We start from the raw sequence: 14,618 nt of genomic DNA on the forward strand, positions 1-14,618 counted from the left end.
CTGGGGCCGCCCGGCGGCTTCACCCACGCGTTGCGTTCGATCTCCCGGCCTTCTGCGCCGGCAGAGATCTTGAGGACTCCGCCACCAACCGATCCGTCGGCCTCGCCCGCCACGTACGTATATAGGGAATAATTTGGCAAGCAAGCATATAATAGTCAGGATCTAATAACGTTTATGTCACCACAGAGCAACCACTATGCCCCGCCGCGATGATATTCACAAAATCTTGCTCCTTGGTTCTGGTCCGATTGTGATTGGACAAGCCTGTGAATTTGACTATTCCGGGACTCAGGCTTGTAAAGCACTCCGGGAAGAAGGCTATGAAGTGGTACTGGTAAACTCTAATCCAGCTAGTATCATGACTGACCCGGAAACGGCTGACCGTACCTACATCGAGCCCCTAACTCCAGAAATCGTCGAGAAGGTGATCGAAAAAGAACAACCATGTGCTTTACTGCCAACCATGGGGGGTCAGACGGCTCTGAATATTGCGGTTGACCTAGCTAAGAATGGGGTTTTGGAAAAGCATGGAGTGGAGCTAATTGGGGCAAAGCTAGAGGCGATAGAAAAGGCTGAAGACCGCCAGTTGTTCAAGGAAGCAATGGAAAGGATTGGGGTAGGGGTCTGTCCTTCGGGAATTGCGAATAATCTCAAAGAGGCTAAAGCGATCGCACAAGAAATCGGCTCTTACCCGCTGATTATTCGCCCGGCTTTTACCCTCGGGGGTAGTGGTGGTGGCATTGCCTATAACAAAGAAGAATACGAAGCAATGGCTCAGGGGGGTTTGGATGCTTCGCCAGTGTCTCAAATCCTGGTGGAACAATCTTTGTTGGGCTGGAAGGAGTATGAGTTAGAGGTCATGCGAGATTTGGCAGATAATGTAGTGATTATCTGCTCCATTGAAAATGTTGACCCGATGGGGATTCATACTGGAGACTCGATTACTGTTGCTCCTGCTCAAACCCTGACGGATAAGGAATACCAACGGTTGCGGGATTACTCGATTAAAATTATTCGGGAGATTGGGGTTGAAACCGGAGGGTCAAATATTCAGTTTGCTGTGAATCCCATCAATGGCCAGGTCATTGTAATTGAGATGAATCCTCGGGTTTCTCGCAGTTCTGCCCTAGCCTCGAAAGCAACAGGGTTCCCGATTGCTAAGTTTGCTGCTAAATTAGCCGTGGGATATACCCTCGATGAAATTCCCAACGATATTACTAAACAAACTCCTGCTTCCTTTGAACCAACTATTGACTATGTGGTAACTAAGGTACCCCGGTTTGCCTTTGAGAAGTTTCCTGGTAGTAAACCAATCCTTACGACTCAGATGAAGTCAGTGGGAGAAGCCATGGCGATTGGACGGACCTTTCTCGAATCGTTTCAGAAAGCGTTGCGCTCCCTGGAAACTGGACGGTTCGGGTGGGGATGCGATCGCAAAGAGAAGCTGCCATCTCTCGAACAAGTGCGCTATGGTTTACGAACCCCGAATCCAGAACGTATCTTCACGGTGGGTCATGGTTTGATGCTAGGGATGACTCTAGAAGAAGTACAGGAACTCACAGGAATTGACCCCTGGTTTTTGGATAAATTGGCGGAGTTGCTGGAAACGTCAAAATTCCTCAAACGTACCCCATTGGAAACTTTGAACAAAGAGCAGTTATGGGCAGTCAAACGTCAGGGATTTAGCGATCACCAAATTGCTTTTGCTACCAAGACCTCGGAAGATGAGGTGCGCGAATACCGTAAGCATCTAGGAGTAGTACCAGCATATAAGCTAGTAGATACCTGTGCCGCAGAGTTTGAGGCATTTACACCTTATTATTACTCCACTTATGAGGAAGAGTCGGAAGTGATACCTTCGGATCAGCGGAAGGTGATGATTTTAGGTGGGGGACCAAACCGGATTGGTCAGGGAATTGAGTTTGACTATTGCTGTTGTCATGCATCTTATGCTCTGAGTAAGCAGGGATTTGAGACAATCATGGTCAACTCCAACCCAGAGACAGTTTCGACAGATTATGATACAAGCGATCGCTTATATTTTGAGCCCCTGACCAAAGAGGATGTACTCAATATTATTGAGGCGGAAAATCCGGAAGGGATTATTGTTCAATTTGGGGGACAGACACCGCTTAAGTTAGCAGTGCCGTTGCAAGAAGCCTTGAAGGTTAGCAGGTTGAAGGTTGGCAACCAACAACTGGTAACCCAAATTTGGGGAACCTCTCCCGACTCAATCGACGTAGCTGAGGATCGGGAGCGGTTTGAGAAGATTTTGCGGAAGTTAGATATTAAGCAGCCACCCAATGGAATTGCTCGCAGTTATGGGGAAGCACTAGAGGTAGCGAAGCGGATTAGTTATCCAGTGGTGGTGCGTCCGTCTTATGTGTTGGGGGGACGGGCTATGGAAATTGTCTATTCCGATGAGGATTTGAAACGCTACATGAAGTTTGCGGTGCAGGTGGAACCAGAGCATCCGATTCTGATTGATAAGTTTTTGGAGAATGCAGTAGAGGTGGATGTGGATGCGATCGCAGATCATACTGGTCGGGTAGTGATTGGTGGCATCATGGAACACATCGAACAGGCGGGGATTCACTCCGGAGACTCTGCTTGTTCTTTACCCCACACCTCTCTAACACCCCTTGCTTTGGAAACTATGCGCACTTGGACCTACCAGCTGGCTAAAGCCCTGAAGGTGGTGGGGTTGATGAATATTCAATTTGCGGTGCAGGGGGAAACCGTTTACATTCTCGAAGCCAATCCCAGAGCATCCCGAACAGTTCCCTATGTCTCCAAGGCAACAGGGGTACCCCTGGCCGGGTTAGCATCTCGGATTATGTCCGGTGAGACCTTGGAATCCCTTGGGTTAACTGAAGAAGCTAGCCCTAAGCACATTGCAGTCAAAGAAGCGGTATTGCCCTTTGAGAAATTTCCTGGTACAGACACCCTCCTCGGACCAGAAATGCGTTCTACTGGGGAAGTAATGGGGATTGACACAGATTTTGGCAAGGCATTTGCCAAAGCAGAATTAGCAGCTGGTCAGCGTTTACCCCTGTCTGGCACAGTGTTCGTTTCCACCAATCACCGAGATAAGCACAATGTAGTACCAGTGGCGAAAGACTTAATCGAGTTGGGTTTCGAGCTAGTAGCAACCGATGGGACTCGCAAGGTGCTGCAAGAGCATGGACTGGATGTAGAGTTGGTGTTAAAACTCCATGAAGGACGTCCCCATGTCTTGGATTGGATTAAGAATCAAAAGATTCAGCTAATTATTAATACCCCTTCTGGAGAAGATGCCTATGCCGATGGGCGGTTAATTCGCCGAACAGCATTAGGCTATAAGATTCCGATTGTGACTACAATTGCTAGTGCTAAAGCAACAGCAGCAGCCATTCGTTCACTACAGTCGCAACCACTGGGAGTTAAAGCTCTACAGGACTATATTACGAATTAGGTTTTGCTCTCACAGCCGTAGGGTGTGTTAGGGACGGGCTCGGCCTAATTTTCTCAGTAGCCAGTGTTAGGATAGCCCGTCCCGTAACGCACCGCCAGGGTTTGGACTACATCTTTACCAATACCGTTCCCTTGAAACCTTCTGTTACCTGTTCCCTCTTGGGTGCATCTCATTGTCTTGATGCAAAGCGCGAGTGGGGGAAACCACGGCAGTCGCTCATGGTTTTGGGTCTGTGTGCGGAACTTGCTTCCGCACCTTGTAAGCCCCGTGGGAACCCCCAAGACCGCGCTGCCTTCCCAAGACCGCGCTGCATCGCTTTTGCTGTTTAACCCCGTGGTGCGTTACGGGGCGGGCTGTGTCTTGATGCAGTCGCTCATGGGGGAAACCCCCAAGACCGCGCTGCATCGCTGCCAACCCTGGCTACGAGGCGGAAAATGAGAACCCCCCCCTAACGCACCCTACGAAAAATTTTCTACCGTTTCCTTGAAAGCTTCTGTTCCCTGTTCCCTGTTCCCTGTTCCCTGTTCCCTGTTCCCTATACCTGAAACCCTTGATTTTTGGTTTAACTTGGTAAGTCCCACTAATTTTCCCAATCTTGGCTAGTATCACACAAAAAACTCTCCTCAATAACCTCATCAAAGGAATAAAGACAAGCTTCTGGGAACGTTCGTATTGGTAAATTAGTTTCCCGCAAAGCCAAATCAATACCTGCTTCATAGCCATCGATCATTGCTTCCGACCGGCGAGACTTTAAGCTGGGGTTTTGCCGTAAATGTCGTTTAATTGCCCGACGTTGTTCTCTAATACTCAAAAACCAACTGCGGCTACGATTCTCTGGCTGATACTGCCACTTCAGCAGATGACCAAGCAGAACGCAAAGGTGACTTACTAATTCCCGATATTCCTGTCTTCCCAAAGCTTGAATTTCTTCCTCCAGATGCTGCCAATCAAGCTCATAAAATTGCTTGTGCTTCAGTGCTTGGGCTTGCTGCTGAGTCCAAGCATAAAAGTCTTGGTGGTATAGGGAAGGTTTATCCATAAACTTGAAAAAGTTATTAGAATTTTTTACATTATCCAAAATACCTATATAGTTTATTCTCTCTTGCCTATTGCCTATTGCCTATTGCCTCTTGCCTCTTCCCTATTCCCTATTCCCTATTCCCTCTTACCATGTGAGAAAATAGTACTCGTTAAGAACAAAATAGTACCGTTTTTTAATACGCTAGTACTATACTATTGTCAACAAGTACTAGTTAATGATAAATGAGTACTGTTAAGTGATAAATAAGTACATTTTAATGAGAAACGGGTACCCGTTTGTTATACACCAGTACTGGTTAAGGAAAACCAGTACTAGTATGTGAGAAACGGGTACTGGTTTGTTATACACCAGTACTTGTTAACGAGAAAATAGTACTGGTTTGCGAGAAACGAGTACTGGTTTGCGAGAAACGAGTACTCGTCTGTTAGATGTTATTACAGCACTACCCACTTCTGACTTCTGACTTCTGACTTCTGACTTCTAACTTCTAACTTCTAACTTCTAACTTCTGACTTCTTAAGAAACGCTACAATATTTCAATAAATATTGAAGAGCAGTTGATGGCAATGGCTGACAATAGATCTGATGCCCAACTTGAATTTCTCTTACAGGTATTAAACGCAACTGCAAACAGTAATGGTGACGCCCAGGTAGTTTACCCATTACTGGCAGCAAATACAGACAAACTAGATCATATATTAGCAGAATTATTGCGGTATTGGGCAACAATTGTGCTGGGGGAAGCAGAAGCATATGAAGCGGAAGACATAGCAGGAGATATTTTTAACTTCAGCAATCTAATAGCACAATTCCCCTGGGGTGACAAAGCCAGCAATAGTTCAATTGCACTCACTGGCTATGAAGTTGCACTAACTGTTTTCACCCGTGAAGCATTTCCCTATGATTGGGCATTGACTCAAAACAATCTCGGTAATGTTTACTTATACAGAATCACAGGTGAGAAGGCACAAAACCTAGAACAGGCAATCGCTTGCTACCAATTGGCCTTAGCAGTTTACAACCGTGAAGCATTTCCCTATGATTGGGCATTGACTCAAAACAATCTTGGTAGTGCTTACTTTAACAGAATCACAGGTCAGAAAGCACAAAACCTAGAAGATGCCATCGCTTGCTACCAATCGGCCTTAGCAGTTTACACCCGTGAAGCATTTCCCGAAAAATGGGCAATGACTCAATACAATCTCGGTAATGCTTACCTAAAAAGAATCACAGGTCAGAAAGCACAAAACCTAGAACAGGCCATCGCTTGCTACCAATTGGCTTTAGAAGTTCTCACCCGTGAAGCTTTTCCTGTTCAATGGGCATCGACTCAAACCAATCTCGGTAATGCTTACTCTGAGAGAATCACAGGTCAGAAAGCACAAAACCTAGAACAGGCCATCGCTTGCTACCAATTGGCTTTAGAAGTTCTCACCCGTGAAGCTTTTCCTATTCAATGGGCATCGACTCAAACCAATCTCGGTAGTGCTTACTCTGAGAAAATCACAGGTCAGAAGGCACAAAACCTAGAACAGGCCATCGCTTGCTTCCAATTAGCCTTAGACGTTTACACCCGTCAAGCTTTTCCTGTTGAATGGGCAACGACTCAAAACAATCTCGGTATTGCTTACGGTAACAGAATCACAGGTCAGAAAGCACAAAACCTAGAACAGGCCATCGCTTGCTACCAATTGGCTTTAGAAGTACGCACCCGTCAAGCTTTTCCTATTGATTGGGCAACGACTCAAAACAATCTCGGTAATGCTTACCGTGACAGAATCACAGGTCAAAAAGCACAAAACCTAGAACAGGCCATCGCTTGCTTCCAATCGGCTTTAGAAGTACGCACCCGTCAAGCTTTTCCTATTGATTGGGCAACGACTCAAAACAATCTCGGTAATGCTTACTTGGGAAGAATCACAGGTCAGAAGGCACAAAACCTAGAAGATGCCATCGCTTGCTACCAATTGGCCTTAGCCGTTTACACCCGTCAAGCATTCCCCGAAAAATGGGCAGGTGCACAAACTCATCTCGGTAATGCTTACTCTGAGCGAATCACAGGTCCGAAAGCACAAAACCTAGAACAGGCCATCGCTTGCTACCAATTGGCTTTAGAAGTTTGCACCCGTGAAGCTTTTCCCGAACAATGGGCATCGATTCAAAACAATCTTGGTAGTGCTTACCTTAAAAGAATCACAGGTCCGAAAGCACAAAACCTAGAACAGGCCATCGCTTGCTTCCAATTGGCCTTAGGCGTTTACACCCGTCAAGCATTTCCCTATGAATGGGCAACTACTCAAAACAATCTCGGTAGTGCTTACTATGAAAGAATCACAGGTCAGAAAGCACAAAACCTAGAACAGGCCATCGCTTGCTGCCAATCAGCCTTAGCAGTTTACACCCGTGAAGCTTTTCCCTATGATTGGGCATCGACTCAAAACAATCTTGGTAATGCTTACTATGAAAGAATCACAGGTCAGAAAGCACAAAACCTAGAACAGGCCATCGCTTGCTTCCAATTGGCCTTAGCCGTTTACACCCGTGAAGCTTTTCCCTATGATTGGGCACAGACTCAAGCCAATCTCGGTAATGCTTACGGTAACAGAATCATAGGTCCGAAAGCACAAAACCTAGAACAGGCCATCGCTTGCTACCAATTGGCTTTATCAGTTTACACCCGTGAAGCTTTTCCCTATGATTGGGCAACAACTCAAAACAATATCGGTATTGCTTACCGTACAAGAATCATAGGTCCGAAAGCACAAAACCTAGAACAGGCCATCGCTTGCTACCAATTGGCCTTAGCCGTTTACACCCGTCAAGCTTTTCCTGTTGAATGGGCAAGGAGTCAAAACAATCTCGGTAATGCTTACTCTGAAAGAATCACAGGTCCGAAAGCACAAAACCTAGAACAGGCCATCGCTTGCTACCAATCGGCCTTAGCCGTTTACACCCGTGAAGCTTTTCCCTATGAATGGGCAAAGACTCAAAACAATCTTGGTATTGCTTACAAGAACAGAGTCACAGGTGAGGAAGAACAAAACCTAGACGATGCCATCGCTTGCTACCAATCGGCCTTAGCCATTTACACCCGTGAAGCTTTTCCCTATGAATGGGCAAGGAGTCAATACAATATCGGTAATGCTTACTTACAAAGAATCATAGGTCAGAAGGCACAAAACCTAGAACAGGCCATCGCTTGCTACCAATTGGCCTTAGCCGTTTACACCCCTCAAGCATTTCCTGTTGAATGGGCATCGACTCAACACAATCTCGGTAATGCTTACGGTAACAGAATCACAGGTCCGAAAGCACAAAACCTAGAAGATGCCATCGCTTGCTACCAATCGGCCTTAGCCGTTTACACCCGTCAAGCTTTTCCCGAAAATTGGGCAGAGACTCAAAACAATCTCGGTCTTGCTTACCAAGATGCTCAAAATTTCCCTGAAGCTTACAAGGCTTTTGATGCTGCCATTAAAACAGTAGAATTCCTGCGAGATGAAATTAATTCTGGTTCTGGAGTAGAAGAGCACAAGACCAAACTAGCTGAAAAGTACAACGGAAGCTATCTAGGCATGGTAGAAAGTTGCCGATCATTAAATAATATCACCGAAGCCATTGAATATGTTGAACGGAGCAAAACTCGCAATTTAGTTGATGATATTCTCAGCCGTGACATAAAAACCATCTTTCCCCCAGAAGTTGTTACTAAACTAGAACAATACAGGGATAAAATAGCGTCAGGTCAATATCAAATCCAACATGGCAAAGCTGAAAATCCAACCGCCCTGGCACAACATCTCCAAGAATTGCGACAGCAGCGCAATGATTTACAAGACCAATATTTACCCATTGGTTCTGGCTTTAAGTTTGAGCAATTTCAGAAAAAATTAGATGACTACACTGCCATTGTAGAGTTTTACATTACAGAAAATAAGCTGCTCACTTTCATCTTTATCCAGCAAACTGAGCAGGCTATCGTTTTGCAGTCTAAGCCACAAGACTTAAAAAAATTAGAACAATGGATAAATGAATATCTAGGAAGCTACGACAACAAAAAATCTTATGATTGGCAAAACGACCTGAGTAACCGCCTACATTCACTGGCAGAAATTCTGTCCATTGATGAGATCATTGAGCAGATTCCGGAAAAGTGCGATCGCTTAATTTTAATCCCCCATCAGTTTTTACATTTGTTCCCCCTTCATGCGTTACCTATCAACAGTCAGCAGGGAGAAGCTACATCTGAAATTCTGATGGATCGCTTTCCAGCAGGGGTAAGTTACGCCCCTAGCTGTCAACTACTCCAACTTGCTCAAACCAGAAAACGCCCCAACTTTACCCATCTGTTTGCCGTCCAAAACCCTACGGGTGACTTAAGTTACACCAATATCGCAGTAGAAGTAATTACACACTACTTCAATCCAACAGATACAGAGGTTCTTGTGGAAAACGCTGCCACCAAAGCTGCCATAGATAGCAAAGCTCTCAACACTTACCACTGTGTCCATTTTAGCTGTCACGGTTACTTTAATTACGACAAACCAGGTAAATCGGCTCTCATCTTGGCAAATGCCCACCTCAGCCCTGCACCAGCTGAACTTAATCCAGAACAACATCTACCTTTGGATGACGGTGAAGTAATTGACTTAGACAAATGCCTCACCTTAGATGCCATCTTTGCCTTGAAATTAAAACAGAAATTAGAACAATGTCGCCTTGTAACCCTTTCTGCTTGCGAAACAGGATTAGTTCAATCCAAACGTACTGATGAATACATTGGTTTACCCAGTGGTTTCCTAGTTGCCGGAAGTCCAGCAGTAGTTAGTAGCCTATGGAAGGTAGAGGAGGTTTCTACAGCGTTGTTGATGATTAAATTTTATCAGAATCTGCTAAACCCGATGTCCTTAGCAGTTGCCCTGAATCAAGCCCAACTCTGGCTGCGGGATGCCACTGTACAGGAATTGCTAGATTGGGCTGAACAGTTAACTAAACAGTTGAATTTGGATAATAACTTTAAGGAAGAAGTGGAGAAATACTTCGATTTATTTGACAATGAAGAAACCCCATTTGATTCTCCTTATTATTGGGCGGCTTACTGCGCCATGGGAAACTAATATATTTAGTTAAATAAACAAACATCAAAAATCATGGAAATTTTAACCATTATCCAAGGTTTCACACAAGCACTAAAAACTGACTATGAAAAGTTTAAAATTGAAGACTTGCAAGACTTAGATCAAGTTTTAGCAGCTTTAGACACTCCAACAGAAGACGAATTAAATGAGCTAATAAAAACTTGGTTAAAAAAACATAAACAAGTCAGAGATGCTGTACTCCCATTTGCTCAAACTACTCAGGAATTAAAGAAGTCACCCAAGCTTCCGCCTAATTCCGAAGCAGGTATTCTTGAAAACCTATTTGAACTGCGACAAACCAACCAAAAAGTTATTAAAGCTAAAACTAATCAACAGGATCAAGACAAGAGTCAGCAATAAAAATGTCAAACAATGACTCATAAAATCTACGCACCTAATATTCATCTCTTTGCATTCCATCTTCGGAATCTATCTAGTAGTGATTCCCAACCAGACACCGACTATGACAGCAAACTGCTTTGGGACAAGTGCCATGATATTTTTACTAAATTCCAAATTCAACAGAAGCTAGACCTGAGAGATGTTGCCGAAGATTCCCGCATTGCTTTACTCAAAGGAGCCACCAAAAATAATATTCTCTTACCGTTGGAGGGTACATTATCTCTGAAGAATGGCAAAGGAATAAACATTACTGGTCAAGCTTGTCCACTCCAGATCTATGATAGTTATGCTCTGGGTTTAAATATTCGGATTCCTGAACGTGAGAATAATCAGAAAACCGAAGACGTAGACCTGACTGTATTCAAGGATTTTAATCCAGACCAGTGCTTTCTTCCCAGTAACATTAACAGTTCCCTAGGACAAATTCTGTTACTAACTGCTTGGCTACCCCAGAAGGAACAGCAAGATTCCCATTTATGGAAAGAGATAGCTGATCAGTGTGTCCAAAATTTTCTGGGAGAAAAGGATCAGGATAACTATCCACCGCTTTATCAAGAAGGTCAATTATTTGATAGTCCGATTTTTGAATATGGCATTCCCCATGAATCTCAAGACTATGGCCAAATTTTTGTTTGGCTATTTTTAGGAGAAGAGGTTAATGGCAACTATGGTGCCCGAGCAGAGGAAAATTTTTGCTTGTTTTATCAATACTTTATTGATTTATTTTTTTATCGCCAGAAAGTCATTAAAGCGTATCAAATCAGCCGGGAGGTTTATAGTAATGTTAAACAACAATATCAAGATATTAAAAAAATAATCAATGAAACGGCTCAAATTAAAGATAATCAGAGCTTACAAGATAAATTCACCTCACTACCGAGAGCTGCAAGCCCCCTAAATCCCCCAATTCTGGGGGACTTTAACTCAACTTCCCTCCAGTATTTGAAGGCTAGGGGGGCGAATAATTTCCTCCAGTATTTGAAGGCTAGGGGGGCGAATAATTCCCCCCAAAATTGGGGGGCTAGGGGGGCGAAAGTTGCTGTATTATCTCACGCCGAACTGCTGGACTTCAAGCATAAGCTGAGAATACTGCCAACCCTAGACTTGACTTATTCAGACTTGCTGGGACAGTTAGAACGCTATAGCTTAACCATCAAGACTAATGGTCACAATTATTCGGAAAAGCTTCAACAAATTAAAGCAAAATTACCCAATGACGAAGATTTAAGCTTTTTCTCAGTATTTGAGCATAAAATCAGCCCTACTTATCAAAATAAAATTCAAATAGACTTAAGCTATTTTGGACATAGCTCTGGTCTGTTAGACAAAGCGATTTCCTCAATCAGAGGTATTGTGGAAATTGAACAAGCAGAACGGGAGAAAAGACAACAACTTTGGATCACCTTCGTCGGTACTGGTCTAGCAGTCAGTGGTATTTCGTCCCAAAGCGACGCTAAACAACCTCTAGAAGTGATCCTGACCAAACTAGACCGGAAGGGATCCTTAGATTGTCCTAAACCTGAAGCTGGACTCCAGCCTTGCTTGAGTTACAGTTTCGTGTTTGTGCTATTTCATGTTTTGATTGGTGTTGCAGTTGGTGCGTTCGCTGCGTTTATTGTGGATCGAATGATCCATCGGGGGTCAAAATGATCTGCAAAGGGATTAGAGGTTGTCTGATAAGTCTAATTGGCTACACCTAAGCCCCCTAAATCCCCCAATTTTGGGGGACTTTGACCAGCAAATAGATTCTTTTTCCCCCCAGAATTGGGGGGCTAGGGGGGCGGAATTCAGTATCAAAAAACTTTTCAGATATCCTCTTAGGGAAGAGGTTGCTTTACGCTGGTTGACTCAAGGCTTCCGTTAGATAATCTGCCGCTGCTTCCACTAATGCGATCGCATTTTCATAAATCATGCGAGTTGGTCCAATAATTCCCACACTTCCCACTGGGACTTGGTCTTGCTGATAGTTAGCAGATACCAAAGTACAGCCACGCATCGGTTCCAAGGAATTCTCTGCACCAATCCTAATTTTCACACGAGACTTAAATTCCAACTCTTCCGGTACCTTAAAGATTACTGACCACAGTTGCTCCTGTTCCTCTTCCAACAGATGCAGCAAGTCTAGAGTCTGGTCGATTTCCGAAAATTCTGGTTGACGCAACACCTCTGAGATGCCACGAATCATAATCGGGCTGGACTTAGGTACTACAGTGCGACGGGTCAACTCAGTTAATAAATTGCTTAAAAAATCCGCATAGCGGACAAATTCTCGGTCTAATTCACTCCAATCTAATTTCTCCAATTCCGTGAGAGTTCGCCCTCGCAGCTTACTATTCAAAAAGTTAGATAATATTTTTAACTCCCGCTCCACAATCGACTCATCAACGGTCCTATCATCCTCTGAGTGGGGCAAATTCATCAATACCGACTGAGTTTCATAACTATCGGTCACTATAATCAACATCACCTGCCCTAGCTCTAGGTGCATCAACTGTAGATGGCGCAGGCGAGTAGTGCGATTGTCAGGGAAAGTAATTAAAGCAATATATCCACTAACCGTTGCCAGAATTTGAGCAGCATCCCTTAGCAATACCTCAAACTTAGCTTCCTCCCAGTTCAACTTCTCTGCCAGTAAATTTTCAACATACTGACTCAAGGTTTCTGACGGTTGAATCAGCTGGTCAACATAGGTTCGATAACCTGAATCAGAAGGAACCCTACCTGCAGAGGTATGGGGTTGATATAGTAGTCCAACTTTTTCCAACATACTCATGCAAGAACGAATCGTGGCTGGACTCACACTCAGGTCATATTCTTGGACCAAGGCTTTAGAACCAACCGGTTCTGCCGTGGCAATATAGTGACGAATAGTCGCCCAGAGAATATGTTGTTGCCGACTTGTTAAACTTAGTTGTTGGCGAGACATTTTGAACCAAAGCTGAACTTCATTTTAAAAGGAAAAAAGTCTAAATTAAAGGGAGGAGTTACCATTTAAGGTTATCAAACATACTAAGAATGGAATTTTGCCTAAAAGCTGGCTTGAGTTAAGCAGTCTTTAGTCCCAAATAGTAGGGGTGATAATTAGATATCCCAATCAATCACCAAAAATCAGGGTTGGTTTTGGTGCAGGTTGGAAGTATCTGGGATTTATCCATAGGTATGCGAGCGATGCAGCGCGGTCTTGGGGGAAACCCCCATGAGCGACTGCATTAAGAGAGCGTCTGCTCACCCAAGGATTAAGTTGGTTATTAATAAATTTGCTATAAGACTATTTGCTCTAAGAACATTTGCTCTAAGAACATTTGTTCCAAGATAGCAGAATCAACTCATAGCAGTAGTTAGCAGTGACCTGCAATTAGTAACGAGGAATGCTATGATCAACTATGATTGAGTATGCGTCAATACCCCCAGCTACATTTTTGACATTGGTGAACCCCTGACTGATTAACCACTGACACATCTGAGCCGAGCGCATACCATGATGGCACATCACCATGGTTTCAACTGCGGGATCAAAGCGAGTAGAGATTTCCCCAGACCACTGAGCAAATTCACTCAAAGGCAGAATTTCAAACCCTTCTATGGAAGCGATCGCAACTTCTTGCCGTTCTCGGACATCAATAAGCTGTAACTGCTCCGGGGAATCTGCCATCTGCCTTGCCAGTTGTTCAACACTGATTTCAACAAGAGGTTGATCAAACGATTGAGCGACCATAGGACGGAAATAGCTGTAACGCGCTTGTTTTCTTAGTTTTGACCTTTATTCTACCTCTAGTCATCCCAATTTCATTGATTCGCCCTCAAGATAATGAGCAGGTGATGGGGTGATCGGGTGTGGTGGCTGATTAATATGTAGCAATATTTAAAGTAGTTACCATAAGCATTAACATCAGCTTTAAGTCGTCAGCTATCATTTATAAAATAAACATCGAAGACGATAATTTAATATAGAAATTATACGATTTTTGAGGTACAATTATGGTTTTTAGGTAGCAGGGAGCAGGGAGCAGGGAATAGGGAATAGGGAATAGGGAAAAAATAATGTATATCTCATGAGTCCTATAAACGCTCTAGTTATAGAGTTTACATAATTAAAAAATTGGGCATTTATCCTTCTAATTATTCAGGAATTTACTGATAGCTGTTCGCGTAGCGCTAATCGCTGCTCGCTTACTTTAGTATCTACAGAAGCTAGCTGATAACTGATAAGTAACTGGACAAAAATCAACCTCACTTCTTGATGCAAAGCGCGAATGGGGGAAACCCCCAAGACCGCGCTACCTCGCTGCATCGCTGTATTAACTTGTGTAAAGTTGCCAAAAGCCCCTCTGCTCCCTGCTCCCTGCTCCCTGCTCCCTGCTCCCTATTTCAACAGTTAATTTTACTTTTGTCCGACTACTTAGATCATTGCTAAAGAATAAATTAACGCCACCGGTATCAATTAATAATCAATGTGGCAGATAGCAGAGTGTCACAGGTGTTCCTGTCAAACAACAGAGGTTTATAGGAAACTATTAGAAATTACATTACCTACTTATAGTTTCCTATAAACCTCTGTTGTTTGACAGGAACAACTGTGACA

At 43.8% G+C, this 14,618-nt stretch carries 8 protein-coding genes; 5 read left to right on the plus strand and 3 right to left on the minus strand.

The annotated features are described in order from the left end of the window. Positions 1 to 196 precede the first annotated feature (196 nt). Entirely contained in the window at positions 197 to 3,454 is a 3,258-nt protein-coding gene (gene carB, locus F6J99_RS29970) for a carbamoyl-phosphate synthase large subunit (protein ID WP_293118362.1), read from the plus strand. 580 nt (positions 3,455 to 4,034) lie between these two features. Here the strand turns inward: carB and F6J99_RS29975 are convergent. Then, a complete protein-coding gene (locus F6J99_RS29975) occupies positions 4,035 to 4,493 on the minus strand; it encodes a DUF29 domain-containing protein (RefSeq protein ID WP_293118364.1) in 459 nt (152 codons plus the stop codon). A 563-nt stretch (positions 4,494 to 5,056) separates the two neighbouring features. Between F6J99_RS29975 and F6J99_RS29980 the strand changes: the two genes are divergently transcribed. From F6J99_RS29980 to F6J99_RS29990, 3 genes are read left to right on the plus strand one after another with little or no spacing between them, the layout of a single operon-like run. Continuing rightward, positions 5,057 to 9,613: a CHAT domain-containing protein gene (locus F6J99_RS29980; protein ID WP_293118366.1), complete on the plus strand. Its 4,557-nt coding sequence runs from the start codon at positions 5,057 to 5,059 to the stop codon at positions 9,611 to 9,613. A gap of 33 nt (positions 9,614 to 9,646) precedes the next feature. Then, a complete protein-coding gene (locus tag F6J99_RS29985; RefSeq protein ID WP_293118368.1) occupies positions 9,647 to 9,994 on the plus strand; it encodes a hypothetical protein in 348 nt (115 codons plus the stop codon). A 12-nt stretch (positions 9,995 to 10,006) separates the two neighbouring features. Further along, a complete protein-coding gene (locus F6J99_RS29990) occupies positions 10,007 to 11,686 on the plus strand; it encodes a hypothetical protein (RefSeq protein ID WP_293118370.1) in 1,680 nt (559 codons plus the stop codon). A gap of 184 nt (positions 11,687 to 11,870) precedes the next feature. On the opposite strand, the gene hrcA is transcribed toward F6J99_RS29990, so the two are convergent. Together hrcA and F6J99_RS30000 are read right to left on the minus strand one after the other, a co-directional pair. Continuing rightward, complete coding sequence (gene hrcA, locus F6J99_RS29995; protein WP_293118372.1) at positions 11,871 to 12,962, minus strand: heat-inducible transcriptional repressor HrcA; 1,092 nt, start codon at positions 12,960 to 12,962, stop codon at positions 11,871 to 11,873. 429 nt (positions 12,963 to 13,391) lie between these two features. Next, the gene (locus tag F6J99_RS30000) at positions 13,392 to 13,751 is read right to left on the minus strand and encodes a rhodanese-like domain-containing protein (protein ID WP_070394892.1); all 360 of its coding nucleotides are present in this window, start codon (positions 13,749 to 13,751) and stop codon (positions 13,392 to 13,394) included. Positions 13,752 to 14,289: 538 nt separating this feature from the next. On the opposite strand from F6J99_RS30000, the gene F6J99_RS30005 reads away from it, so the two are divergent. Then, positions 14,290 to 14,415 (plus strand): hypothetical protein, encoded by a 126-nt coding sequence (locus F6J99_RS30005; RefSeq protein ID WP_293118375.1) that lies wholly within the window; start codon positions 14,290 to 14,292, stop codon positions 14,413 to 14,415. The last annotated feature ends 203 nt before the right edge of the window (positions 14,416 to 14,618 follow it).

This window comes from Moorena sp. SIO4G3 (genome assembly GCF_010692305.1).
Taxonomy (GTDB): domain Bacteria; phylum Cyanobacteriota; class Cyanobacteriia; order Cyanobacteriales; family Coleofasciculaceae; genus Moorena; species Moorena producens_A.